This is a genomic window from Luteipulveratus halotolerans, from assembly GCF_001247745.1.
GTDB lineage: Bacteria > Actinomycetota > Actinomycetes > Actinomycetales > Dermatophilaceae > Luteipulveratus > Luteipulveratus halotolerans.
In genome coordinates, this window is record NZ_LAIR01000001.1 from 19,632 (window position 1) to 43,512 (window position 23,881).

Sequence of the window (23,881 nt, forward strand, 5' to 3'; positions counted from 1 at the left end):
GGCTACTTGTTTCATTCGCCGCACATGGCGCGGCGGAGTTCGTCCAGGTCCTTGATGATCCGCGGGGCAGGCGTCTGCTCGTCGGGCTCGGATCGGATCGAGGTCGGGCGGACGTGGCGCAGCACGAGGCGGCGCCCGGCGCTGTCGCGGGTGTGCACACGCAGGCCTCCGGGGGTGGCGCACTGCGGGCCGCGCCAGCCTCCGCAGGTGCATGTCTCGACGGCGTCCACGGGGCCGTGGACCTGCTGGATGCTGCCGACGTAGTGCAGGGACATGCGCTCTCCTTGGTCAGAAGCGGGCGAAGTAGGCGGCTTCGGCGGCCTCGACGCAGGCCGCGTGCGGGCGCTCGAGGTGCTTGGGACCGTGCTGGTGCGGCTGGCAGATGGGGCACCACGCCGGGGTGTGGCTGTCCTGCTCGTGGTTGCGCTCGGCGGCGGCCGCGTCCTCGAGGGAGTCAGCTTCCACGCTCCACCTGCAGCGGTCGCACTCGGTGACGATGCCGCGAGCCTTGTCGAAGCGGGCCATGGTGTCCTCCTGCGGTGTGGTTGATAGTTAGAGTCTACTTGTTTTCTGGCTTAGTGGGTAGTGCATACTTGTTTTGTCTCACATGGTGAGCACCCAGAAAACCGCAGCATTCCGCGCGAAACCGGGCCACCCCCCACCCCTCCTAGGCGGCCTGTCCCCGAGCTCTGCGCGACGTTTAGAGTAATGAGGGCTTGCCTACTTGCTTAATTGTGTAGGGTCTGCTGTAGTTGTGGAAGGGCCGGAACGTAGTTGGCCTCCTACGCCGGTGGGGCGTAGGAGGCCGGTGACCGGTCATCCGGGTAACCACACCACAGGATTTCGGTCAGGTGCCTGAGCCTAGCCGATCTGAGTAGTACCTGACTGTTTCCCGCTGTTGGGCGGGTTGAGCGAAGGAGAAGGCAGTGGGCAACGTTTATGCGTTGGCGCAGCAGAAGGGCGGGGTCGGTAAGACCACGACCACGGAGAACCTGGCCCGCGCTGCGGTGCGGCTGGGGATGAGCGTGCTGTGCGTCGATCTGGACCCGCAGAGCAATCTGACGACGCGGATGGCGGCGGAGCTGCACGACCCGGACTCGATCAGCGTGGCGGACGCGCTGAGTGAGCACGTGTCGGACGTGTCGCTGGAGGACGTGATCGTTCCGGGGCTGTGGGGTGTCGATCTGGCGCCGGCCTCGGAGACGCCGCTGAACAGTGTCCGTAACGAGCTGGTCGTGGCTGGCGTGGGTCGGGAGAGCCGGCTGCGCGCGCAGCTGGAGCCGCTGCGGGAGAAGTACGACGTGATCCTGCTGGACTGCCCGCCGGACCTGAGCCTGCTGACGCTGAACGCGCTGGCGGCTGCTGACCAGGTGCTCCCGGTGACGACGGCTCACATGCTGAGTCTGAACGGGCTGAACAGCCTGCTGGGCACGATCGAGCAGGTACGCCAGCACTACAACCCCCGGCTGCGCATGGACGGGGTGGTCCTGAACATGCGCGCTGCTGGTGTGGGGGAGGCCGAGCGAGAGCAGGAGGTGCGCGAGCTCGGGGTGCCGGTGTTTGACCCGGTGATCCCGCGGCGCGTTGCGATCGCGGACGCAGCCGATGCCGGGATCGCACTGGATGACTGGCCGGGCGCGTACGTGCTGGCTGACCTGTACCTGCAGCTGTTGAAGAACGTCCTGAAGGAGAACTGAGATGGGCAGCAAGCGACCCGCAGCGCGTAAGAGCGCTCTGGCCGGCGGCCACTACGCCGACCCGGCGAATCTCGCCAAGGTCAGTGCACCGCCGTCGACTGAGCCTGCACCGGTGGCGCCGGCTGAGCCTGGGCGCACGGTGGAGGAGCCGAAGCAGGCGAAGCCTGTGGAGAAGAAGGCGGCGGCTCCGTCGCCGCGGTCGGCCCCGGCTGGCACGGAGAACATCGCGATCTGGTTCCGTCCGGCCACGCTGAAGCGTGCGCAGGCGGCCTACCAGGTCGATGAGAAGGCGTCGCCCGAGCAGACACCGGACAGCTTCCGTCAGTGGCTCAGCGACGCTGCTCGAGAGCTGGCGGACATGTCGAGCGAGCGGCGTATCGCCGCGGTGCGTGACGCGGACGCGGAGCAGCCCGGGCGTGGGTCCTCGCGAATGTTCCACATCGACTCCGCGACGCTGGAGGCGATCGAGCAGGCGCGGGCCGACGACGAGCGTCAGCTGACGATCAAGCGCTCTCGAGGGGAGTTCATCGTCCTCGCGGCGCGGGTGGCGACCGCACGGGCGCGTCAGCGGTACGTGGAGCGCACGGGTGCGCAGGACCTGCCCGAGCCTGAGCCGCTGCGGTTGGGCCGCCCGCCGAAGAAGTAGCCGCTGCCTACATGTTTTGAATAGCAGGGTCTACTTATCTAATTGAGGAGGGGCTACCGGTATGAGTGTTCAGGGAGTGCCGCGGTACTTCGCGGCGGGCGCGGACGGGATGACGCATGCGGTGCTGTCGATCGACGGTGTCGCGGAGGCGATGTGCGCGACTCCACTGGCGTCGGGTGGGGTGACGTCGGGGGAGACGATGCACCCGGACTGCATGTTGATCGAGCTAGCGCGGTTGGCTCATGAGCAGGATGAGCGCGCCCGGTCATGAGCTGGGAGTGGTTGGGGGAGTGGGCTCGCTCGCCCGGTTTCGGTGGTGTGGCCGCGGTCGCTGCCGCGGTGATCGCCTACCGGGCGGCCAGCAAGAACGCGAAGTCCCAGGCAGATCAGGCGGTGGAGGACCGCTGGTGGGATCAGGCGAAGTGGGCTGTGGAGCAGCTGGCCGTCGATCGGCAGATGGCGTTGAGCGCGCTGCAGCACCTGGCGGAGTCCGCTCCGACTGTGGCCGCCGGCGACTTCCTGCAGGCGGTGGCGCTGCCGATCATCGACGCACCAGGCGAGGACGACGAGGCTGACTCCCTCGAGGGTGATCGGGTGTTCTCCGTGCACGGGTCGTCGGTCGTGGACGACCGACGACCACAAGAGGCAGACTTGGAGTCCAAGGTGGATGAGGAGGACGACGATGACGACCACAAGTAGGGGTTCTCGGGTCACGTCCCAGCGCAATGCCACCGGTGTGACACGAGCGGATCGTGTCGCAGCGGCAAAGGTGTACGTCGCTGCGAGCAAGAAGACCGGGCAGAAGGTGCCCGCCCGGATCGAACGTCTGGCGACAGAGAAGTAGCGCGCACCTGACGCAGGCTTGGATGGGCCGCACCCCGTGTCGGGGTGCGGCCCTTCGCGTGCTCCGGCTCAGGCGCTGTGCCGGGTGTCGGCCTCGCGGCGCTCGGCCGCGGCGAGCTCGCGGGTGGTGGCGGCGCGCTGTTCGAGCGCGCGGGTGATCGACTGGCAGATGCTGGCCTGCTTGTCGTACAGGTCGGCCAGCTCCTGCTCGGCCGCCTGGTGGCGGGCCCGGGCCTTGTCGGTGTGGTGCTCGGCGGCCTCGATCGCGGTGCTGTAGCGCATGGCGTGCTCCTCGTGGTTGCGCCCGTGGGTCGGGCGGGTGAGCACGGTGGGACCGGGCGAGGGTGGGCCGTCCAGGGTCGCCGCAGGCGATCGCGTCAGCGACGGAGCGCAGCGACGCCCTTGACGGGTCGGGCCCCCGATCGGTCACGCTGGGCGACCCGTACGACCCTTCCAAGGTGACCGGGCGGGTCTGCGAACCAAATAACCCACACAACGTACGCCGGGCTCGAGCAACTGCACCGGCGCGGCCGCCGACGCCCTGACGTGTGGTCGACGGCGCCAGCCGGTGGCCGGGCAGTAGGACCCGTGAACGCGCGAAGGCCCCGCTACCAGGGGGAAGCAGCAGGGCCAGGCGCCGGCCGGTGGGCTGGGAGGGCTGCACCGGCCGTCAGGGCGGCGCGTCGATCGCGCTTGGGGTGGGAAGGGCCGACGCGCCACCGACAGCGTAAACGCGGCCTGCGGCTCGGCCAGGAGCTCCAGAGCCCCCGGCTCCAGCGGTACCGGCGTCCGGGGGAGCGTGGCGGCCACCAGCACACCCACCGAGCGCAGCGCCCGGACGTGAACCGCGCACCGTCGCCACGGGGATGTCCCGTACCAGTGGGTAGGCCGATCAGTTCCGGCATCAGCCGAGGTCCCAGCTGCTTGCGATTTGTCCGGGAGCTGTGGCCATCAATTCACGCGCGCCCGGCTGGCCCAGCGCGCCTCCCGTCGAGGGAGAACCGTTGGCGGCCTTGCTCGTCGTGGCCGGCGAACTGGAGCAGCCGCCAACGGCGAGTGTTCGGGGAGGTGGCCTCCACTTCGAAGGGCGCGTTCGCGATCTGCATGGGAGGAGTCGCGGGCCATGCGGCGTTGTTGGCCTCCACATAGGCATCGGGCGTAGTCCAGTGCAGTTCCTCGGCCAGTTGTTCCTTCGAAGTGGAGCGCACGCGGTTCACTGTCGACTTGGGAAGCCTCAACCGGGCGGCGATCTGCCGGGTCGACATCCCATCTTCCCGCAACTCAGCAATCGCGTAGCGCAAGAGGCTTCGTTCGATCAACGTGGAGGCCTCGGCCCTGACTCGTGCACGCTCGTACGCCGCCACGATGTCGTCGGTTGTCACCATCACCGGTTATCCCCTCTCACAAAGTGTCCCACGGTGGGACATGTTCCGACTGTCCCAGCGCGGGACGTCGGTGTCAATGTGCCCGGAGGGTGGTGCCGACTCTCGGTGACATCCGCCCTCTTGGACCTCGGCTGATGCCGGAACTGACCGACAAACGGTGCCCGAACTCACCGACGGAGCCACCCATGTAAGCCTTCGGGTCGATCACTGACATTGTCCGCACAGGAGACGTCTGCTTGGTGGCCTCAGTCGGCGTACAGGTCCGGGCGCTCGGCGGTCTCGGCCACGGTGAGTCCGCGGCGTACGCGCGGGTCGCAGTCCGGGCACGGCACGCCGGGCTGGCCGTAGTCCTGCGGCCACATCAGGACCAGGTCGCCGGCGGCGACGTCGACGAACGTCTGCCCGAGCCAGCCGTCCCGGCAGTCAGGCCGGTCGCAGCACACCGGCTCGACCTCGACGGGCCGCGGCGTGGTCATGTTGCTCGAGCGTGGGTGGTCGGCGACCGGGTCCAGGTCGCGCAGCAGCGAGGCGAGCACGACCGCCGGCCGGGTCGTGATGTGATCCGCGGTGACCCGACCCGGGTTGTGCCCGCGTCGGCGTACGACGTCGGCCAGCGCGACCGAGAGCTCCTGCGCGCTCCACCCGGGCTCGCAGGTCGCGAACGGCGTCAGTGCTGCGGCGCAGCGTGCTGGGCGCTCAGCGGCCAGCCAGGGCACGATACGGACCATCTGAGCGGCCAGACGGCGACCCGGGGCGTGCCGGGCTCTCCTGGTGGGTAGCCGCGACGGAGTCGCGTCCTTCTTGTCGCCTGTGGCGACGTCAAGGAACCCAGTGTTCAGGTGAGAGGACGGATCGCGTGGGGTACCTCCAGTGGGGGTGAAAACCCACAACAACAGGCGCCTGGAGAAGGGGTTGAGCAGGGCCACCTCTGTGGATAACCCGCGCTGGCGGGAACCGCGCCGGTAGCAGAACGCGCGCTGCCGTCGGGTGAGCATCCCGCCGACCATGACGACCTTCTCCAGCCCGATCTGCCGGGCGATCCGGTTGTAGTTCTCCACGTGCCGCTCCGAGCAGCCGACGACGCTGGCGAGGGTGTCGGGGCGCACGATGCACCGCCGGCCGGTGCGCTGCTCGGCATACCCCGACTTCACCCGGGCGATCCGCTTGAACATCTCCGGCGAGATCCGGCGGTGCAGTTTGTCGGCGTGTAGCTGCACCGCGACCGCGACGACGACGGTGTGCCAGTGCTCGCGTGAGTCCCACACCGGCAACCGCGCGTAGGCGCCGGCGTCGGCGTACATCCGCAGACCGCGGCGCTCGTGGCCACGGTCGTCCTGATGCCACCGGGGCAGCACCGAACGGTCCCGGCCGCAGCGTCGCTCGACCCACGCAGCATGCTCCGGCGCGCACCGACGATGCGTCAGCGCAGCCACGCGGGGCGTGAGGGAGTAGATCTGCGCCCGGCGCGTCCAGCGTGAGATGTCCTTGGACGTGTGGGCATGCAGAGGTACAGTGGGCAGCACAAAGCCACCTCTCCGTCTACGAGGTTGTATAGGGACACCGAGCTGCTACTCGGTTTCTCGTCCGACAAAGCTCCTGTTGGCGCAGGGGCTTTTGTCATGTCAGGGCACTGCCCTGAGTGCCTATCCGGTCAGAGGCAGGCCCTCCTGGGTGTGGCGGGGCCGGCCAGGGGGACGCTCCTCAGCGTCGCGGCCGAAGGCCTTCCACTCGAGGTAGGCCTGGACGCTCATACCTGCTCTGCTCGCGAGTTGACGCAGTTCGACTCGATCAGCGGCGCTCATGCGAAAACCGACCATGACGCGACGCTCGTCGCTGCGGTTGACGTCTCCTGCTGCCATACGGACAGCCAACCACCAGGCGGCCCAATAACTGGTTAACACGGCTAGCGCGGCGTGTTGCGCGTGTGACTACTGAGACGCTCCCAACCCACTCGGCCGCAAGTCGGTTTCCGGAAGCGGAAGTCTGGTTGCCTGAGTGTCGTGCCCGTCTGGCACGGTGGAGGTCGATGGCCAGGCGTACAAGAACAAGACGACGGCCGCCCCTCTAGGCCTGGGGCGGCCGTCGTCTTGGACTAGCTGTTCTGGCTCAGCACCAACCGCAGTTGGTGGCGACCTTCGCTCCTTGCGAGGAGCCGGTTGCGCCAACGGGTCCCACCGCAATGAAGGTGAAGGCCGCTGCCGAGCTGATGAGGGCGATGGTGATTCGTCGCATCGTGCTCGACCTCCCGCATGGGTTCTTCTATGGCAGCGAAAGTCTATGGGTGGCCTTTCACCGTGTCGAACGATCCGCGGATATCGTCACCGGGTGACTGACGGCCCCCGTGTTCCGGCTGATGCTCGAGAGCGTCAGCTGACGTTCTTCCTCGCGCTGTCGTCACCAACGCGGATCGCGGTCATCGACGCGCTGAAGGCGTGGGGTGCGCTTTCGGATCACGAGCTGGGCGAGGCCCTGGTCTCGGCCGGCGACCTGGCACCACAGGCGCGGGTCAACCTGGGCCGGGTCCACCTGCAGGAGCTGCTGCGCGCCGAGCTCATCGAGAAGTTCGTCGATGAGGACGGCGTGGTGCGCTACCGCGAGGGACCGGGGCTTGCCGGCGGGATCAACTGGACCGACATCTCCGAGGACGACGAGGAGCTGGTTGCAGCGGCTCAGGAGTTCGAGCGGGTGATGGTCGAACGGCGCATCAACCGGATGCGCTGGTGGGCGACGGCGCGTTGGTCTCGCTGGCCGCGTAAGTGGTCCGAGAGCTCAATCGGGCGAGACAACGTGGTCCACTGCACGGCGGACGAACTGCGGGAGCTGGATCGCGACATCGCGGCAGTGTTCTCGGCGTTCGAGGCCAAGGTCGCCGCGAGGCGCGCGGCCGAGGGGCCCGCCGAGGAGCGGCCGTGCTTCCGCACCGTCTCGGTCTTCCCGTGGGGTGGACCGGCGAAGTCGGGGCACGCTGCTCGCGGATGAGCACAGACATGACGGGGGAGAAGCAAGTGGCTCGGAACTGGTTCGCCAGTGCCGGGGCTAGGCGATACCTCGCCGCTTTCGGCCTTGATCAGGCAGCGGACGCGATGGTCTACGTGCTGCTCGCGTGGGTCGCGGTGCACGGCGCCAGCGCGTTGGGCGCTATCTGGATCGTCGGCGCGGCCGCAGCAGCCAAGCTCGCCACCCTCTTGCTTGTCGGTGGCGCTCTCGGGGATCGCTTCGGGGCGGCTCCGGTGGTCAAGTCCACCCTGGTCATCCGCTCGCTGCTCCTGGTGGGTCTAATCGCCGCGCTGGCCGCGGACGTGGTGCTCGGCATAGCCGTCGTCGCGATCGCGTACGGCTTGGTGGATGGTGCGCACGAGCCAGCCATGCAGGCCCTGAGCACGGAGGTCGTGCCGTCCGACAGCGGGCAGAAGGGCATCCAGGGGGCGTTGGACCTGGTGCGCCGGTTGGGGATGCTGAGCGCAGGCCCGCTGGTCGGTGCGTTCATCGTGTGGGGCTCGGACGAGGCCGCCGTCGCACTTGCACTCGTTGGGCTCTTGGCTGCTCGCCTGGTGGTACCCGCGGGCACTACTCGGTCGCGGCCCGCGGCCGAACGTCTGCTGGTCCTGCTCTCGAAGCTCGCCGCCGATTCGCGTGAAGGCTGGAGCGTTGCGCTGCGGACGAAGTCGGTGCGCTCAAAGCTGCTGATCTTCGTCGTCGCCAACCTCGCGCTGACACCGCCGATCGTGCTCGGCGTACCGCTGCTGGCCAAAGCGCACCACTGGTCAGCCGCGGCGTTCGGACTGATTGATGCCGGGTACGCCGCCGGCGCGATCGTGGGCGGCATCGCCGTTGCCCGCTGGGGCGATGCGCTCTCAAACGCCGAGGAGTGGGCGGTTGGTTCGCTCGTGCCCACCGCGGCCGCGGTGGCAGTGCTCGGCTGGCTCGACTCGTGGGGCCTGGTGTGTGCTCTTGCCGCCGTTGCCGGCGTCAGCACAGGCTTCGGCCCGTCCCTGCTGGTGGGGTCCTTGAAGGAGTCCACACCCGACCACCTTCAGAGCCGGATGCAGGCCGCCCGAGTGGCCGCCATCGTCGCGGCCGGTCCAGCGGGCATCGCGGTGTTCGGAGCGCTGATCTCGGCGTCATCCATCTCCGCCGCCATCACCATCCTGGCCGCGCTACTCGGCCTCGCGAGCATCCTCTTCTTGAGCGGTCGAGCCAAAGAGCTGTTGCTTACGTAGGTGCTCCAGCCGCGCGTCAAGGCGGCGGTTCACCCGTCGTCGCGCGGACGCCGAGAAGAAGTACAGCGGCGTCACGTCGAACGCGTTGGCCAGGCCGACGAGCTTGACCATGCCCAGGTTCTCGCTCTGGCCGGCCATGATTCGTGACACGTACGCCCGCGTCATTCCGGCTCGGTCCGCGATGTCCTGATCGCTCCAGCCAATCAGGTTCCCGTCGACGAGAAACAGATACGTCTCGCGCAGCCGGGTCAGGTGGGCCTTGACCCCGGTGGCCACGAACGGCGCATCTCTTGAGTCGTCCCACTCGTCGGCCTCGAGCGACATCAACTCTCCTTCGCAGTCAGGCCCCCCTGCGCTGTGGGCCAGAGCCTACGCAACCGCTATGGGGTGGGTAAGGAGTCGGTCAATTTCCCGCTCCTACGCTTGCCCGTAAATATAATTTACGGATAGGAATGAGGCGTCTCAGGGAACTGGCAGGTTCCACGAGGCAGCAGCCATAAGCGTGGCGGGTCCGAGAGCACGCAAGCACGACTCGAACCCGCCACGGCGGAGCATCGGTCGATGGCCGGCGCACCGCCAGGTGAGAACGGTGTGAGGCCCTGCTGGCAGGCAGGACACACGCCCATTCCCACCCGTCGCCAAGTCTCCCACAGGGCATGTGGAGGGCGGGCAGCGTGCGTCCCCCTCCGCGTGTACGCGAGGGGGTACTGGGATGGGGATCTCGCCGTGCGAAGGCACCGTGATCGCGCCGCCGCGACCCGTGGCGGCTGCGCGTCGCGCCGGTCGCGTGGCAGGAGAGGGGGCGAGCTACGGCTCGTCACCTGCCACGCGGCCAACCGACCTTCACGACATCGCTCAGGTCACGGCATTGCCGGGGAACCAGTTTGACCCAGAGCACGACATGCTCGCGGCATCAGTGGCGGCTCACCTCGCTCATCTGAATGACGGGCGGCCGCTGGTCATGCCGTCGGTCGGTAGCGCAGCAGCCGTTCGGCTCGTAGTGGGCCAGCTGCGCGAGTGCCCGGTGATGGGGACACCGGTAGGGCCTGTCGCGGTGGACGGCATGGCCGGCTGCGTATTCGTGGATCCGCGCCTCATCGTGCATGTCGAGTGTTCGACGTGTACGCCGCTGCGGGTGCTCCTCAGCGTTGCTGAGGTCCACCCGGTTGAGCGCGCCGGCGTGGTTTTCCTCGTCGCTGGTGGTGCCCATGTCTGAGCGCCACGGTGACGAGCGTGTGATGACTCCCAGGCGGTGGGCCTCGCGTATCCCCCTGCGCTCGAAGGCTCGCCGTCTGGGGCAGTGGTGGTCAGCTCCAGCTCGGGCGGCGCTGCGCCGCGATGTGCGCTTCTCGGCGTCGGAAGGGCTGCGGACCATGCTCACTGCGGCGCTGGTGGTGCTTCTGCTGCGGTGGGGACCGCAGCAGCTCGTCGAGCTGTCGCGGGTGTGGGGTGAGTGGTCGGCGCCGCAGCAGGCGACCGCGGTGACTTACGTCCTCGTCGTGTACGTGCTGCTGCGGAGTGGGCGCGGGGTGCAGCGTCGAGTGAGCTGGCACCTGAGTGCACCGTCCGCGACCGCGCTTCGTGCTGGTTCTGCGCTGGCCTCCGCGGCCATGCCGTCGGCCGGCGGGTCCCTGTCGTTGGAGCGCCGCGCGCGTCATGAGGCTGCGCACGTGGTCGGCTTCCTGGCCAGCGGCGTCGTCGTGGAAGAGGTCGACGTACGGGTGCGACCCGACGGGAGCGAGGGTCGCGTCGTTGCGGTGGACAACAAGGGACTCGCACCCGTCGAGCAGGCGTGGGGATACCTCGTCGGCGCGGTCGCCGGGAACGTGCAGGACCTGCGTGACGGCGTTCATGACGGCGGATCCGCGGTTGACATGAACACCGCGCAGTCGCAGGTGTGGCGGGTCATCTCCTGCGGCGTACGACCTGCAGGCTACGACGGCCCGCTCACCGCGGACGCGCTGTTCGAGGGTGCTCGCGCGCGTGCAGGCGAGGTCCTCGAGCAGCACCGGTCGGCGCATGAGGCGGTCGCCGCGCGGCTGGTCGAGTACGCCGAGTCCGACTCGCGAGTTCCGTTGAGCGGCAAGGACTTCGATGACCTGGGAGTCGGGCGGGTGCCTGCTGATGTCTGAGGTGAAGCAGGCGCCTTTCGACCCGGCGCAGGCGCCGCCGTTTCCGGTTCTGTCGCTGGAGGTGCGCCGTGGCGAGGACGGCCTGGGCTCTGTGTGGCTGGACGGGGAGCGTGTCGCGGCCGGGCCTACGGGAGACGGTGGGTTGTACCGCGCTGGGTTGGCCGCTGCGGGGGAGCGCGCGGCCGAGCGTGAGGGGTCGTTGAAGCTCATCCGGGTCTTGGCGATCGCGGATGACGGCGACCGGACTGAGCTCGTGGTTGACGCAGAGGGGCGCCCGTTCCCGGTGTCACAGTCCGCCTCGGGTGGTCGACTCAGTCGCGCCGGTGCTGGATGGGCTGGGTTGGAGCGTCGGCAGAAGTTCGCCGCGGCGGGAGCTGCAGTGGTGTTCGCGCTGTCGGGTGGTGCGCTTATCGGGATCGCGTGGCCGAAGTCCGATGGCGGGCTGGCCCCGGCTCGGACGACGGCGACGGCAAGACCGCGGCCGGCGCAACCGACGCCAACGCAGCTGCCGGTCCTGGATCCGGCTGGCCGGGTCAGCACAGCTGCGTGGTCGGTCGGGCCGTTGGTATCGCGGTCGGCGCCGGTGGTTGCCGCTGGCGGCCGGGTGGTGACGGTGCTGGACGGCGGCGCGTTGGTCGGTGTTGATGCGCGCACGTCGGGCGTGGTGTGGCGGGTGCCGCTGGGCCGCGGCTCACGGCAGGTCGACTTGTCGGTCTCGTCGGCAGACGGGCAGGACCTGGTCACGGCGATCACGTCATCGCGGGCGGTCACGGTCAACGGTGCGTCCGGCGCGGTGGTATTCGACCGTGGTGTGGGCCGCGGCGATGAGGCGGTCTCGACCCCGCTCGGTGTCGTCATTCGCCGTGGTGAGGTCTCGGCACAGATGCGTACGCCGTCCGGCCAGTGGGTGACGCGCGCGGTGCCTCCAGCCTCGGAACCGGTGGCTCCGTGGGGCTCGGACCTGCTGAGTGTGAACGCGATGGGCCAGTGGTGGCGGGTGACCTCCGATCGAGTCTCGCCCGCGGCCAAGCAGCTACCGTCCCCGGCTGCCGGTGCGCGACCGCGGGGCGTGCTGGGCTCGTCCGGGTCGGGGCTGCTGTTCGCGTGGACGTCCAAGGACGGGAAGCGACAGCTGGTGCAGCAGTACGCATGGGGTGATCTGACCCGACCGGTGAAGACGGTCACGGCGGGCCGCCCCGGCTCGGGTGCACTGTCAAAGGACGCCCTGCGGTGGTCGGGCGATGGGACCTGGTTCGTGCTGGACCAGTCCCTGGTCAACCTCGCCACCGGCAAGGTGGTGACGCTGCCTGCGGACTGGGCGACCGAGACGGTCCTGACCGACCGGGCGTATGCGACTCCCACGACCGCGGGGGTTCGCATGGTCACTCGTGATGGCGGGATCAGCACGGATCCGATCCCGGACGCTTCGTCTGACCACGTGGGTATGCCGTCGGCGCAGCTGGGCTCGCTGGGCCTGGTGGTAGCCCCCGGTGGCGACGGCGACAGGCTGTTCGCGGTCACTCTTGCGACCGCCGCTGCCGCCACGCCGACACCTGCGCCCTCGAGCGCGACGAAGACACCGGCGAAGCCTGCGCCGTCGACCTCGACCGGGAAGACGAGCACGCCCGCACCGACCAAGCCCAAGCCCAAGAGTCCACCGAAGAGCACGCCCGCACCGACCAAGCCCAAGCCTGCGAGCACGAAGTGAAGGCGGTCGTGGCGGTCGTGGGCGGGCTGGTGGTGCTGCCGGTGCTGTTGGTCGCTGTCCTCTTCGGTGGAGCGGTCGGCCCGCAGCAGGAGCTGCTCAGCGGAGCGGGCGCCGGCGTCGGCGCCGGGGTGGGCGGCGCTCTGCGGGCTGGCAGCGTGCCGAAGGAGCTCGTCCCGGCGATCAACAAGGCGGCGAGCATGTGCCCCGAGATCTCGCCGGCTCTGATCGCGGCGCAGATCGAGAACGAGAGCCAGTTCCGCAACGTTCGATCCCCCGCGGGCGCGCAGGGGTACTCGCAGTTCATGCCGGGGACGTGGGCCGCGGTGGGGAAGGACTACTCAGGCGACGGTGTCGCCGACGTGCACAACCCGCTGGACTCGATCCCTTCGCAGGGTGACTACCTGTGCCAGGTGATCGGCATGGTCAAGCGCTGGAAGGCCCAAGGCGTCGTGACCGGCGACGTGGTGCGCCACGGCCTGACCGGTTACAACGGTGGCCCCGGAGTGGTGCGCCGGTACAACGGACCGATCCCGGGCGACCGCGAGTCGATGAACTACGCGCGCAACATCCTCGCGCGAGTCCCGCACTTCGCGGCTGAGCTGGCCAACCCCGGTGGTGGCGCCGGTGCGGTGTCCGGTCATTTCGCGAATCCCCTTGGGACGCAGGCGTATCGGATCACCTCACGGCCAGGCAAGCGCGGTGCGCCGTGTGCGGGCTGCTCGACCGATCACAAGGGCCTGGACATGGCCTTGCCGATCGGCTCGACGGTGTTCTCCGGCTGCGACGGTCGCGTGCTGCGCGTCTCGGGCCATCTCGGCGGCCTGGGTAAGGGAACGATCGTCGACTGCGGCGGGGGGATCCGCACCTACTACGGGCACCAGTCCGTGCAGAGCGTGACGGCCGGCCAGTCGGTCAAGGCCGGGCAGCCCATCGGCAAGTCCGGCAACACCGGTAACTCATCGGGCCCTCACCTGCACTTCGAGCTGCACAGCGGCGCGGGTGAGTCGTACTTCTCCGGCGACGTGGAGGACCCCGTCGCGTGGATGGCAACCAAGGGAGTGAAGTTGTGAGAACACATCTGAGTCGTCGTGGCGTGCGCGTCATGGCTGTGGCATCGGTCGTGGCGCTGGCGGTGAGCGCGTGCGGTTCGGGCGATGACCAGGCGTCGACCACCTCCAGCACGCCGGCCAGGACCAGCGCACCGAGCACGGTGAGCCCCACTCCCTCGGGTCGGGCGAGCGGCTGGACGCTGCCGACCTCTGGCCCCGCATGGTCGCCGTCGGCCCGGTACACACCGCCTCCGGCACCTCCGAAGACCGCGCCGCGCGGTCTGAAGCTGGGCAAGGTCGACATGACGAACCTGACGCAGGTCTGCGAGGCGTACCTGCGGACCGTGAACGCCTGGGACACCCGTATCGACACACACCCGGATGACGCCGGTGTGCGTGCGGCGAAGTACACGGCCGGCGTGCTGCGCAGCGGGCTGCTGTCCCCGCAGCCGGGTGGGGGAGCGGGCGACTTCCTGGCTGCGCAGGCGGCGGGCAAGGGCTACTCCACTGTCAGCAACCTCTACGCGATCGAGGGCGACAGCACCCCGGCCGGCGAGCAGGGCAGCTGCGGATACGAGGTCACCACCAGTGTTCTGGCCGGCGACGGCAAGAAGAAGGCCGCGCGCGACCTGGACGTCATCACCACGCTGAGCGCCCACCGCCAGCCGAGCGGGGCCTGGCTGATCACGAACGAGGAGAGCGACTGATGGCAACCAGGGCACCAGTGACGAACCCGTGGCTGGAAGCAACCGACCTCGACCAGGACGACGCAGTCCAGGCCGAACCAGAGCAGAACCAGGACGGGCACCCTGAGCACGACGCGGTGCTCGGCGAGCAGACCGCACACCGTGGCCCACGGGTCCCGCTGCACGGTGGCCGCACCGCGCAGGAGCACTCCCTGACACCGACACCCGTCAGCGGGCTGACCGTGATCGGTCTGCACGGCGGAGCAGGGACCTCGACCCTCTCGCAACTCCTGGGCGAGGAGGTCACCGAGCCGGCCCGGGTGGCACAGCCGCCGCTGACCTGGCTCCAAGACGGCCAGAACGACCAGATCGGCACGTTCGTCGCGGTTGCGCGCCTGCACGCGGTCGGCCTCGCGGCGACCGAGTCTCTGGCCCGGGTCTGGTCGGCCGGGGACCTGACCGACACCGCACGCCTGCTGGGCGTCGTGCTGGTCGACGACGGCCCGAAGCCCACCAAGGACCAGCTCCGCCAGGCGAAGCGGCTGGCGGGCGTGCTGCCGATGACGTGGCGCATCCCGTGGGTGGAGGCCTGGCGCACCTGCCAGCCCGAGGACCTCGCCGACCCGCACGCACCGAAGGCACCCCGGCGGGTGCACGCCACCACCAAGAACATCCGCAGCGCACACCGCGCCGCGGGCCACTGAAAGGGAGGAACCCATGAGCATCAACGCACTGACCACGAACCACCTCGCCGCTGCTGCGCCGGCGGCGCCGAACCCGACACCGGTCGATCTGCCGGAGGTCACCGGCGGGCTGGACACCCTGCTGGGGATCCTCGCCACGATCGGCCCGTACGCCTTCCTCGGCGGCATCATGCTCGGCGCAATCTGGCTGGTAGCAGGCATGTTCGGCCACGGCGAGCTCAAGGGTGCGAAGTTCATCTTCATCGCGATCGTCGCGGCCATCATCTTCGGCGCCGCTGGCTCCGTGCTGAGCCTGTTCACCGACTACTGATCCGCCTCACGGCGCACATGAGCGAAAACCAGCACACCTCAAGGGAAGGACAGGCCGATGCGACTTGGCCGAAGCGGTAACGAGAAGGACAACGAGGATCCCAAGCCTGCCGCGTCCGGGTACGGGCGCGCGTGGACGGTCTCAGCCGGCGTGCTCGCTCTGGTGGTGCTGATGGGCATTGGCGGCGGCGTGGCTCGCTTCCTGGCGGATGACGACCCCCAGGAGGCGGTCCAGCCGGCGACCACCACGAGCGCACCCGCTCCGGCTCCTGGTGCAACTCCAGGCGGTACGGCGGGCCCGTGCCCGAACGCGCCGACGGGACGCGACGGTGGCAGCGAGCTGCCCGTGGCGGCACCGAAGACGACGTGGGACCAGTTCGGCGGTGGAGCGCTGCTGGTGCCCTCCACCGATGCCGGCCCGATGGTGCGCACTGACACGCTGCGCCGCTGCTACGCCCACACCCCGTTGGGCGCGTTCACCTCGGCGACGAACACCGTCATGGGCATCAACGGCACACCCGCGGTGGCCACGGTGATGCTGCAGAACCAGCTGACGCCCGGCCCGGCCCGAGACCGGTACCTCAAGGCGCCCGGCGGCACCGACGCCAACACCGCCCGACAGTTCCGGGTGGTCGGGGCACGCGTGCTGAGCTACACCCCGGCCAGGGCGCTGACCGAGGTCGTGATGGACCTCGGCGGAATGGACGGGGTCCAGGTCACCATCACCGCGCCGATGGTGTGGTCCGGCGGTGACTGGAAGCTCGACGGCACCGACACCACCCAGCCGCGGCGCAGCACCAGCCTCGATGGTTTCGTGCGCTGGGAGGCCGGCCGATGATGCAGGCACCGCCCACCGGCTGGACGGACTGGATCGGCTGCGCGACCGGGAATCTGGTCGGGTGCGTTGGAGCCGGAGGCGATGCCAAGGACGCCATCAAGGGAGCCGCCTCGAGCGCGGCCGGGTCGGCGTTCGAAGGCATGGTGAAGTCGTTCCTTGAGTCGACCGTGAGGGTCTTGGAGGTCTTGTCGACCTTCTGGATGAAGGTGCCCGACCCGAAGGTCGCCAACCAAGACGTCAACTCAGCCAACGTCGGCAGCACCGAGCTCGCCGGGGCGCTGGCGCACATCACGACGAGCATGGGGCCGTTCCTGGCGCTTCTGTCGGTGGGAATCATCATGATCCAGTGCTTGATGGCGGTGTTCAAGATGAGCGGCGAGCCGCTGCTGAGCATCGGACGTCAGCTGCTGGCCATCGTCGTTGTGCAGGGGTCGCTGGCCGCCGTGGTGCAGCTGGGGCTGCAGGCGACCAATGACTTCTCGGCGAAGATCCTCAACCTTCCCGGCCTGAGCGATCAGGGCCTGACCGGCCTGCTGACCGTGGTCGGTGCGATGAACTCGAACACGCCGGCGCTGTGGCTGCTGCTGGCGATCTTGGCGATCCTCGGCTCACTGATGCAGCTGATCTTCATGCTCTTCCGCGGGCCGCTGATCATCCTGCTGGTGATCGCGTGCCACGTCGCGGCCGCGACCGCAGCGGGCAAGGCGGGTCAGCAGCGCCTCACCCGTGCGGTGGGGCTGCTGACTTCGTTCATCATCTACAAGGCGGTCGCGGCGATCATCTACGCCACCGGCTTCATGCTGATCTACGGCGTTGACGGCGACCCCGGTCAGAAGACCAGCGACACGATGATGAACACCCTCTACGGGTTCACCATCGTGATCCTCGCCGCGATTGCGCTACCGGCGGTGATCAAGTTCGTCGACCCGATCGCCGGGTCCACCGGCTCAAGCCTGTTCTCCGGCGCGGTCGCGGCCGGCGCGATCGCGGGAGGCGCCGTGATGGTTGCCACTGGTGGCGCGTCGGCGGCCGGTGGCGGCGCGGCGGCAGCGGGTGCGGGCACGACCGGCACCACGGCGGCGACGACTGCTGGCCAGAGCACGGCCGGTACTGCCGCCACTGAAGGTGGTGGCGCGGCCGGTCCTGGCGGCGGCCCCGGTGGTGGTGGCGGCGACACCGGCGGCGGCGGCTCTGACGGCGCGGGCCCGTCCGGCAGTGGAGGCGGTAGCGAAGCAGGCATGCCGTCTGGTGGTGGTGGCGGCGAGTCCGGCACCGCTGATGCAGGCGGCGGTGACGGCGGGTCCGGCACCACCACCGGCGGTGAGGCGGCCGCACCGTCCGGCAGCGAGTCCGGCGCGGCCGGGGCGCCGGACGGCGGCACCGCCTCTGGCAAGGAGGACTCGGGTGGTTCGGGCACCGGTGACGGAGCCCGGTCGGGTGGCTCGAGCCGCGCCGGTGCGGGCACGCAGGCAAGCGGCGGCTCCGCCGATGCGGCCAGCGGTGGTGAGTCCGGGTCGGCGCCGACCGCATCGGGTGCAGAGCAGGCCTCGTCCGGGTCCACGTCCTCCAGTGGTGGCGGCAGTCGTCAGCTGCCGGCGTGGGCGAAGTCGGCCGGCCAGGCCGCACGCGCGGGCCGGAAGACACAGGAAGTGACCGATGAGGCACTGGCAGCGGAAGGGGCGAACGCATGACAACAGTTCAGGCAGCAGAGGCGACACGGTCCGGGGAGGACAACCGCCGCAGGTACGGCAACTGGCGTCAGCTGGGGTTCAAGCTCTACGGGATCGGGCTGCTGCCTGGCGCAGCCGTGTTCTTGACCCTGGTCCTGGCGGTTTTCATGATCATGGTTCACCAGTACCTCCTGATGCTGGGGCTGGTACTCCTCCTCGCCGTGGAGGTCCCGCTGCTGTGGCCCGCTCCTGAGGGTGCCCGCTACCAGCGGATCGGCCGCTGGGTCGCGTTCCGGGTGCTGCGCCGCAGCAAGGGCAACGTGCTCGCGCAGGGACCCACCGGCAAGACCAAGGACGGGCTCGTGCGGCTGCCCGGGCTGGGTGCCTCCACCCAGCTGAGCGAGCACCGCACCGCGCTCGGCGACGCGTTCGCGCTGCTGTCGTGGCCGAAGTCCAAGAGCGGGATGCACACCGTGGTGATGCAGGCTCACCCGACCGGCACGACGGGGCGGGATCAGTCCGACATCGACCGGATGGTGGCCCACCACGGCGGGCTGATGAAGCTCGCCGGCGAGCAGGGCGACGTCGTCGGCATGGCGTGCATCGTGGAGACCGCACCGGACACCGGGCTGCGGCTGAAGGCCTCCACCGAGCGCGGCCGTAGCAAGGATGCGCCGGAGTACTCCCAGGCGGTGCGCGAGGGCACCTTGGCGAAGGTGACTGTCGGCTCACCGTCGGTGAAGGGCTGGACGACGTTCTCGTTCAAGGGAACCGAGCACGGCAGCACCAAGAAGCTCCCCACACAGGCCGTCGCGGACGACCTCGCGACGCGGCTGCCGCATCTGCTGGGGGAAGCCCGGCTGACCGGCGCCGGCGACACCGCCCGCTGGTGCGATGCCCAGCAGGTCATCGACGACACCCGCTCGGCGTACGACCCTGCGGCGGCCTTCGACATCGAGAAGGCCCGGCTGCTTGGAGAGGGGACCGGACTGGCATGGACCGACGCCGGACCGGTGCATGCCCAGACCGAGTACACCGAGTACCACCACGACGGCGCGGTCTCGCGCACGTGGGTGTGGGTCCGGCCGCCGAAGGCACCGGAGACCGAGGACGTGATGCGGGCGCTGATCGCGCCGCACCCGCACATCCCACGCAAGCGCGTGAGCATCCAGTACCGGCCGCTGGCACCGGAGGTCTCCCAGGACCTGGCCGAGCAGGGCGTGAAGGAGACCCGGTTCTCCTGGACGCAGGCCGACAAGGCCCGCCACGACGCGAACTTCCAGTTCGCGAAGAAGGCCGAGCGTGAGGAGAACGAGGGCGCGGTGATGGTGCGGACCGCGGTGATGATCACGGTCACCGCGTTCAGCGACGAGGAGCTGAAGAGGGCAACCACCGCGGTACGCCAGCTGGCCAAGCGGGCACACCTGACGGTGCGGATCGCTAACGGAATGCAGGACACCGGGTTCATGCAGACGCTGCCTCTCGGGCTGGTGATCCCCGAGTTCCTGAACGTGCCGGACAACGTGCGCGACCAGATCTAGGAGGCGGGGAACATGACACAGCAGCTTGAGCGGACCGTCCGAGACGTCGCCGCGTCGGCAGAAGGACAGCGCAGCGCTCAGCGGGTGCGAGACCGTGCCCGGGGCGTGGGCGTGACTCATCCCGCGGGTCGTAAAAAGGGCCGTTTCCGGGCGCTTGCACGGCTGCGGTCGCAGCTGGCCAAGGCCGGGCACCGAGGGCCGACCATGCGCGGCTGGACCGGCCCCGGTGGCGGCCGCGCCGGCTGGCTGGAGGCGCCGACGGAGTGGGTGACCACCTCCAAGCAGGCGCCGGGGCTGTGGCCGTGGGTGATCGGCCAGGCACCACCGCCGATCGGGACACCGGTCGGGACGCACATGGAGCACGGGTACACCGTGTGCGCTGACCCGATCGCGTGGTTCGTGGCCGGCCTGATCAACGCACCGACCGCGTTCGTGCTCGGCCGGATGGGGCTGGGCAAGTCCTCGCTGATCCGCCACATCATGGCGTTCGTCGGCGACTACGGAGTGCTGCCGATCGTCATGTCCGACACCCGGCCTGAGTACGGCGGGGTCATCAAGGCGATGGGCGGGGTCGTGATCGAGCTCGGCCCCGGGCAGAAGCACATGAACGTGCTCGACCCCGGGCCGGCTGCGGACTACCTCAGCGCCCTTGCCGAGCGTGGCGAGGACGACCTGGTCACCGAGCTGCTGGCGCTGATCCGCTCCCAGCGTCTCAACGCACTGAAGGGGCTGCTGGAGATCGCGACCAAGGAGGCGATCTCCAGCCGTCAGTCGAACATCTTGGCCAAGGCGCTGGACGTGCTCGACGAGGACTTCGACGGCGTGCCGGTGCTGGGCGACATGCGTGCGCTGATCGAGAGCCGCGATGAGCGGCTGCGCACGGTCGTCGGCGACCGCGGCAGCGACGACCGGTACGACGAGCGCGTGGAAGAGCTGTTGTCGGCGCTGGGCACGATCGACGTCGGCGGAATCTTCGGCGACACGTTCGGCCGGCAGACCGACGAGCGGCCGCCGCTGGATGCCCCGTTCTGCTTCGACGTCTCGCGCATCGACCAGAACGACACCGCGCTGATGGGGTGCGTGCAGTTCCTCTCCTGGACCCAGGCGGTGCAGGTCCTCGCGGCGTCGAAGTACCTCGCCGATGCCGGCGTGCTGCCGAAGCGCCGGTACCTCATGATCGGTGACGAGCTGTACCGGGCGCTGCGCGCTCTGCCGCTGATCGTGCACCGCGTCGACAACCTGATCCGCATGATCCGAGCGCTCGGATCCGGGCTGCTGCTGTGCACCCACACCATGAACGACCTCAACCTCGATGGCCCCGACGGACCCCTGACCAAGATCGCCTGGGGGTTCGTGGAGCGCTCGGACATGTGCTTCATGGGCGGCTTGTCACGCAACGAGATGGGCAACCTCAAGACCGTCTGGGACATGTCGGACAAGGAGCAGGACGACGTCACTGGCTGGTCCGACATGGGATCGGTCAACCCCGACACAGGCGCCCGTGAGGAGCCGCCCGGGAGGGCGAAGTTCCTGCTCAAGCTCGGTCGGTCACCGGGCATCCCGTTCCGCGGGGTGATCGCTGACATCGAGAAGGAAGTCATCGACACCAACAGTGACTGGGAGAGCCTGCGCGACCAACTGCTGGGGCGGAAGGAAGCGGCATGACCGGCAGGACCGGCACGCGACTGCCGGCGATCTACCGACGTGCGCTGGAGCGACCGGACCGCCAGGACTCACCCACGTGGGCCCGGCGCGTGCACGCGTGCGCCGAGGCCGGGCCGTGCCGGGGCTGCGGCGGTCGGATCGGTCCCGATGGTGACCCGATCGTGCGGTGGTGCGAGCAGTGCCTCGCCAGCCAGGACCAGAGCGAAGGAGACCGGGGATGATGCGGGAACCATTCGAGCGGCGCGACGCCGAGGGTGTCCAGACGGCGGGGATCGTCGCGGCAGCCGTGGCAGCAGTGGTGCTGCTGGTGCTGCTCGGCGCGTGCTGGTTGGCGGCACAGATCACCGGCACCGGCCAAGGCTCACCGGCACAGTGGGTACGGGCCTGGTTCGATGACCGGCCCGCCTGGTCGAGCTCCGCGACCGCGCTGGTCCTGGTGTCCCTCGTCGTCGTCGCGGTCGTAACGGCGCTGGCAGCGCGCCAGTTCGGGCTGTGGGCGCGGTGGCTGGACTGGCGGCGCCGCCGCCGAGTCGACCGCATGGCCCGTCACCTGTCGGCCCGCGAGGACGAGGAAGAGCTGCGGCAGAAGGCCTGCCAGCGCAAGGCCGACCGGTGGGGTGTGCCGCCGGAGTGCGGGCCCGGCCTGCCGCTGGGGAAGTCGGTGGCATTCAAGGCGCCGCTGTTCTCCGACTTCGAGCTGACGATGCTGGCGCTGATGGGCCCACGGATCGGCAAGACGTCCGCGCTGTGCATCCCGCAGGTGTGCGCGTTCAACGGCGGGCCTGCCGTCGTGGCCACGAACAAGCGTGACCTGTGCGATCACACCCGCGGAGTCCGGTCGCGGCTGGGCCGCGTATTCGTGCACGACGTGCAGCAGATCGTGCAGGAGAAGCCGTCATGGACGTGGGATCCGCTGGGGTTCATCGCCGCCGATGACGCCAAGGTGGCTCGGGCGCAGCGGCTGGCCGGGACGTTCCAGGCCTGCGATGGCAACCGCAAGGAGACCGACGCCTACTTCGGGCCCGGTGGCGAGACGCTGCTGGCGAACCTGATGCTTGCCGCCACCCTGCAGGGCCACTCGATCCTGGCCACCCTGGACTGGTTGGCCGACCTGAAGGCCAACAACGAGGCCGCTGCGCTGGGTGACCCGGTCGAGATCCTCGCCGAGCACGGCTACGGGGAGATGTCGCGCCAGCTGAAGGCCGACCGGTCCCTGACGCCGAAGCAGCTGGACGGCCTGGTCGGCACCGCCCGGCAGATCATGGCGTTCCTGCGCGACCCGGTCGTGCACCAGTGGGTCGTGGCCGATGCGACGCGGCGGCCGTTCGACCCGGCCGCGTTCGTCACCTCGACCGACACCCTCTACCTGCTGTCGATGAACGAGGCCGGCTCAGCGCGTCCGGTCGTCACCGCACTAGTGATGGCGGTGACGGACGCCGCGATCAAGCAGGCCCAGCGCAGCGGCGGCGGCCGGCTGGCACGTCCGATGCTGCTGATGCTGGATGAGGCAGCGAACATCTGCCCGTGGCCGGAGCTGCCGGACAAGTACTCCTACCTCGGCTCGCACGGCATCATCCCGGTCACGATCCTGCAGAACCGTGCCCAGGGCGTGAAGGCCTGGGGTGCCGAAGGCATGGAGCAGCTGGAGTCCTCCGCATCGGTGATGCTCGTCGGTGGCGGGCTGCGCTCGACCCGGCATCTGCAAGACCTGTCGGCGCTGATCGGTCAGCGCACCGAGCGAGTGACCACCGCCAGCCGCGGCAAGGCACACCGCAGCCGCGGCGAGGACTTCCGCCGCGTGGACATCTTCTCCACGGCCCAGCTGGCGAACTTCCCGCGGATGCGGGCCGTCGCGTTCACCGCCGGCGCCCGGCCAGTGCTGATCAAGCTCGTGCCCTGGTGGCAGGGCCCGCACGCCGAGTCGATCGCGGCATCGAACGAGCACTACGCCCCCGCAGACGTGCGTGCCCAGCAACGCGCGATCGCTGAGGGCACCACGAGGAAGGCGGTTGCGGCATGAAGAAGAACGACGAGCAGCTGGCCCCCAGCGACGAGGCCGAGGCAACGGTGCACCCGTTGCGGGCCTTCGAGCAGATCCCACGGGACCTGTCCGATGACCTGATCGACGCCGGCGACGGCGACCACCTGGCCGCGGCCAGGGTGGAGGTCGCCGCGGCCCGGCGGGTGGAGGCCGACGCGCAGGGAGAGCTGGTCGCAGCCCGCGCGAAGCACGCGGACCTGATGGAGTCCCCGAAGGTCCCGCGTTACCGCGTGATCGAGGCGGCCGAGCAGGCCGCGACCGCCGAGCGGGCCTACCAGACGCGCGTGGCCGAGCGGGTGGCGATCGAGCGGCAGATGCTGCGCACGCAAGAGTCCGGGACCGAGCTGGCCCCGGACGGGCGGCTGCTGCGGTTCGGCTCGGTGGAGGAGTTCGTGACCGACTTCGTCCTCCCAGTGTGGGGGCACGACCGGAGCAACCGCGAGATCCGTTGGTGCCTGCAGTGGTGGGAGCACCCGGGCGCCCAGGTGCGCCTGGAGGTGCTGTGGGCGGCGTTCGAGCACATGCGGCTCGAACCTGCGCCGGCGATGGACGTGTGGTTCCGCGACCACCTGGTCCCGGCGATGGACTGGCTGACCCGAGAAGCCGGACCGTTCCACGGTTGCTCTCAGACGCTGCACAAGGACCCGCAGGCGTGGTCGGCAGAGCCCGCGCCAGGGGACTACTTCGAAACCTTCCCATCCGAGAACGAGCAGCTGCGCTCGGCCGCGGCTGAAGGGGCGTGATGAC

At 69.4% G+C, this 23,881-nt stretch carries 27 protein-coding genes; 19 read left to right on the forward strand and 8 right to left on the reverse strand.

The window, feature by feature from the left end:
* Positions 1-11: 11 nt before the first annotated feature.
* Together VV01_RS00135 and VV01_RS00140 are read right to left on the reverse strand one after the other, a co-directional pair.
* A complete protein-coding gene (locus tag VV01_RS00135) occupies positions 12-275 on the reverse strand; it encodes a hypothetical protein (protein ID WP_050668120.1) in 264 nt (87 codons plus the stop codon).
* A gap of 13 nt (positions 276-288) precedes the next feature.
* Entirely contained in the window at positions 289-525 is a 237-nt protein-coding gene (locus VV01_RS00140; protein WP_050668121.1) for a hypothetical protein, read from the reverse strand.
* 401 nt (positions 526-926) lie between these two features.
* Here VV01_RS00140 and VV01_RS00145 point away from each other — a divergent pair, with 401 nt between their 5' ends.
* Positions 927-1,697, forward strand: a complete 771-nt coding sequence (locus VV01_RS00145) for a ParA family protein (RefSeq protein ID WP_050668122.1) — start codon at positions 927-929, stop codon at positions 1,695-1,697.
* Between the two features lies 1 nt (position 1,698).
* Positions 1,699-2,343: a hypothetical protein gene (locus tag VV01_RS00150; protein WP_050668123.1), complete on the forward strand. Its 645-nt coding sequence runs from the start codon at positions 1,699-1,701 to the stop codon at positions 2,341-2,343.
* A gap of 69 nt (positions 2,344-2,412) precedes the next feature.
* Here VV01_RS00150 and VV01_RS23075 read toward each other — a convergent pair whose 3' ends face one another.
* Positions 2,413-2,559 carry a hypothetical protein gene (locus VV01_RS23075; protein WP_157508662.1) on the reverse strand — a complete coding sequence of 49 codons (147 nt, stop codon included), beginning with the start codon at positions 2,557-2,559 and terminating at the stop codon, positions 2,413-2,415.
* Positions 2,560-2,610: 51 nt separating this feature from the next.
* Between VV01_RS23075 and VV01_RS00160 the strand changes: the two genes are divergently transcribed.
* On the forward strand, positions 2,611-3,042 hold the full coding sequence (locus tag VV01_RS00160) for a hypothetical protein (protein ID WP_050668125.1): 432 nt from the start codon (positions 2,611-2,613) through the stop codon (positions 3,040-3,042).
* A 213-nt stretch (positions 3,043-3,255) separates the two neighbouring features.
* Here VV01_RS00160 and VV01_RS00165 read toward each other — a convergent pair whose 3' ends face one another.
* The 3 genes from VV01_RS00165 to VV01_RS00175 all read right to left on the reverse strand — a co-directional run bounded on the left by VV01_RS00165 (position 3,256) and on the right by VV01_RS00175 (position 6,094).
* Entirely contained in the window at positions 3,256-3,468 is a 213-nt protein-coding gene (locus VV01_RS00165) for a hypothetical protein (protein ID WP_157508663.1), read from the reverse strand.
* A gap of 674 nt (positions 3,469-4,142) precedes the next feature.
* The gene (locus tag VV01_RS00170) at positions 4,143-4,571 is read right to left on the reverse strand and encodes a helix-turn-helix domain-containing protein (RefSeq protein ID WP_157508664.1); all 429 of its coding nucleotides are present in this window, start codon (positions 4,569-4,571) and stop codon (positions 4,143-4,145) included.
* 245 nt (positions 4,572-4,816) lie between these two features.
* A complete protein-coding gene (locus VV01_RS00175; protein WP_050668128.1) occupies positions 4,817-6,094 on the reverse strand; it encodes a hypothetical protein in 1,278 nt (425 codons plus the stop codon).
* Between the two features lie 656 nt (positions 6,095-6,750).
* Here VV01_RS00175 and VV01_RS23080 point away from each other — a divergent pair.
* Genes VV01_RS23080 through VV01_RS00185 form a run of 3 tightly spaced genes read left to right on the forward strand, consistent with a single transcriptional unit; the run spans position 6,751 to position 8,791 of the window.
* Positions 6,751-6,900, forward strand: coding sequence for a hypothetical protein (locus VV01_RS23080; protein WP_157508665.1), 150 nt, complete (start codon positions 6,751-6,753; stop codon positions 6,898-6,900).
* A complete protein-coding gene (locus tag VV01_RS00180) occupies positions 6,897-7,550 on the forward strand; it encodes an ArsR/SmtB family transcription factor (protein WP_050668129.1) in 654 nt (217 codons plus the stop codon). The genes VV01_RS23080 and VV01_RS00180 overlap by 4 nt, the downstream gene beginning before the upstream one ends.
* On the forward strand, positions 7,547-8,791 hold the full coding sequence (locus tag VV01_RS00185; RefSeq protein WP_157508666.1) for an MFS transporter: 1,245 nt from the start codon (positions 7,547-7,549) through the stop codon (positions 8,789-8,791). Before VV01_RS00180 ends, VV01_RS00185 begins: the two co-directional genes overlap by 4 nt.
* Here VV01_RS00185 and VV01_RS00190 read toward each other — a convergent pair.
* Together VV01_RS00190 and VV01_RS00195 are read right to left on the reverse strand one after the other, a co-directional pair.
* Positions 8,729-9,115: a helix-turn-helix domain-containing protein gene (locus VV01_RS00190; RefSeq protein WP_050668131.1), complete on the reverse strand. Its 387-nt coding sequence runs from the start codon at positions 9,113-9,115 to the stop codon at positions 8,729-8,731. The genes VV01_RS00185 and VV01_RS00190 overlap by 63 nt on opposite strands.
* Before the next feature lie 589 nt (positions 9,116-9,704).
* Positions 9,705-10,001 carry a hypothetical protein gene (locus VV01_RS00195; RefSeq protein ID WP_050668132.1) on the reverse strand — a complete coding sequence of 99 codons (297 nt, stop codon included), beginning with the start codon at positions 9,999-10,001 and terminating at the stop codon, positions 9,705-9,707.
* 163 nt (positions 10,002-10,164) lie between these two features.
* On the opposite strand from VV01_RS00195, the gene VV01_RS00200 reads away from it, so the two are divergent.
* The 13 genes from VV01_RS00200 to VV01_RS00260 all read left to right on the forward strand — a co-directional run bounded on the left by VV01_RS00200 (position 10,165) and on the right by VV01_RS00260 (position 23,877).
* Complete coding sequence (locus tag VV01_RS00200; RefSeq protein WP_050668133.1) at positions 10,165-10,923, forward strand: hypothetical protein; 759 nt, start codon at positions 10,165-10,167, stop codon at positions 10,921-10,923.
* Positions 10,924-11,506: 583 nt separating this feature from the next.
* Positions 11,507-12,631: a hypothetical protein gene (locus tag VV01_RS00205; protein WP_157508667.1), complete on the forward strand. Its 1,125-nt coding sequence runs from the start codon at positions 11,507-11,509 to the stop codon at positions 12,629-12,631.
* The gene (locus VV01_RS00210; RefSeq protein ID WP_050668135.1) at positions 12,628-13,701 is read left to right on the forward strand and encodes a peptidoglycan DD-metalloendopeptidase family protein; all 1,074 of its coding nucleotides are present in this window, start codon (positions 12,628-12,630) and stop codon (positions 13,699-13,701) included. The genes VV01_RS00205 and VV01_RS00210 overlap by 4 nt, the downstream gene beginning before the upstream one ends.
* Positions 13,702-13,982: 281 nt before the next feature.
* Positions 13,983-14,387 carry a hypothetical protein gene (locus VV01_RS24200; protein ID WP_157508668.1) on the forward strand — a complete coding sequence of 135 codons (405 nt, stop codon included), beginning with the start codon at positions 13,983-13,985 and terminating at the stop codon, positions 14,385-14,387.
* A complete protein-coding gene (locus VV01_RS00220) occupies positions 14,387-15,070 on the forward strand; it encodes a DUF6668 family protein (protein ID WP_157508669.1) in 684 nt (227 codons plus the stop codon). The genes VV01_RS24200 and VV01_RS00220 overlap by 1 nt, the downstream gene beginning before the upstream one ends.
* Positions 15,071-15,083: 13 nt before the next feature.
* Positions 15,084-15,380, forward strand: coding sequence for a hypothetical protein (locus VV01_RS00225; RefSeq protein WP_050668138.1), 297 nt, complete (start codon positions 15,084-15,086; stop codon positions 15,378-15,380).
* A 57-nt stretch (positions 15,381-15,437) separates the two neighbouring features.
* The gene (locus VV01_RS00230) at positions 15,438-16,217 is read left to right on the forward strand and encodes a hypothetical protein (protein WP_050668139.1); all 780 of its coding nucleotides are present in this window, start codon (positions 15,438-15,440) and stop codon (positions 16,215-16,217) included.
* Entirely contained in the window at positions 16,214-17,908 is a 1,695-nt protein-coding gene (locus tag VV01_RS00235; RefSeq protein WP_050668140.1) for a hypothetical protein, read from the forward strand. The genes VV01_RS00230 and VV01_RS00235 overlap by 4 nt, the downstream gene beginning before the upstream one ends.
* Entirely contained in the window at positions 17,905-19,428 is a 1,524-nt protein-coding gene (locus tag VV01_RS00240) for an SCO6880 family protein (protein ID WP_050668141.1), read from the forward strand. Before VV01_RS00235 ends, VV01_RS00240 begins: the two co-directional genes overlap by 4 nt.
* Before the next feature lie 12 nt (positions 19,429-19,440).
* Positions 19,441-21,093: a hypothetical protein gene (locus VV01_RS00245; protein ID WP_071606235.1), complete on the forward strand. Its 1,653-nt coding sequence runs from the start codon at positions 19,441-19,443 to the stop codon at positions 21,091-21,093.
* A complete protein-coding gene (locus VV01_RS00250; protein WP_050668143.1) occupies positions 21,090-21,314 on the forward strand; it encodes a hypothetical protein in 225 nt (74 codons plus the stop codon). Before VV01_RS00245 ends, VV01_RS00250 begins: the two co-directional genes overlap by 4 nt.
* Complete coding sequence (locus VV01_RS00255) at positions 21,311-23,113, forward strand: type IV secretory system conjugative DNA transfer family protein (RefSeq protein ID WP_050668144.1); 1,803 nt, start codon at positions 21,311-21,313, stop codon at positions 23,111-23,113. Before VV01_RS00250 ends, VV01_RS00255 begins: the two co-directional genes overlap by 4 nt.
* Positions 23,110-23,877 carry a DUF4913 domain-containing protein gene (locus VV01_RS00260; protein WP_050668145.1) on the forward strand — a complete coding sequence of 256 codons (768 nt, stop codon included), beginning with the start codon at positions 23,110-23,112 and terminating at the stop codon, positions 23,875-23,877. Before VV01_RS00255 ends, VV01_RS00260 begins: the two co-directional genes overlap by 4 nt.
* The last annotated feature ends 4 nt before the right edge of the window (positions 23,878-23,881 follow it).